At 35.1% G+C, this 706-nt stretch carries 1 protein-coding gene; it reads left to right on the plus strand.

Going from position 1 to position 706, the window contains the following annotated elements:
* A partial coding sequence (locus A9E74_RS14445; RefSeq protein WP_176718950.1) for an RNA-directed DNA polymerase occupies positions 1 to 706 on the plus strand: 706 nt, incomplete at both ends.

Below are 706 nucleotides of genomic sequence, written 5' to 3' on the forward strand. Positions count from 1 at the left end.
TTTATGAGGCTTTAACTCGTCATAACTATTTCCCCAATCAAAAAGAGGGGGCGCGAGAATTACCACCTTGCTTTTCAACGGTAAGTTTTACACCAGAGATTGCTGAATTATTGGCAAAATTAGATGAAACATCCGCCAGTGGAAGAAGAAAACTTGGTTATGATCAAGTTTCTTATGCAGTAACTAGACATAACAATGTACCCAGAACCTTAGCCTTAATTCATCCTAAGGCCTATTCATTACTCGTTAAGCAAATTCATGATAATTGGGAAAACTTAAAATATATTACAGAGAATGATCGGAGCATTATAAAGCCGCATAAACACATTGATGGTCGAATGCTGGTAATGAATTATGAAGATATTTTCTCAAAAATTGAAGCTGATCTGAAAAGCAGTTTTGGAAAACGTTTTAGAGTTAATTCTGACATAGCTAACTGTTTTCATAGTATTTATTCTCACTCAATCCCATGGGCAATTATCGGATTTGATGTGGCAAAAAATAACATGACTTCAGGTAATACACACTGGTCAGATGATTTAGATATCTTCATCAGAAAGACTAAACGAAATGAGACTCAAGGTATTGCTATCGGACCAGGTACATCAAGTGTCATTGCAGAAATAGTGTTAAGTGCTGTGGACAAGGAACTGGATGAAGAAGGATTTGAATTTAAACGTTATATTGATGATTATGTTTGTTTTTG

Origin of the sequence: Methylophaga muralis, assembly GCF_001720165.1 — a bacterium.
Taxonomy (GTDB): Bacteria; Pseudomonadota; Gammaproteobacteria; order Nitrosococcales; family Methylophagaceae; genus Methylophaga; species Methylophaga muralis.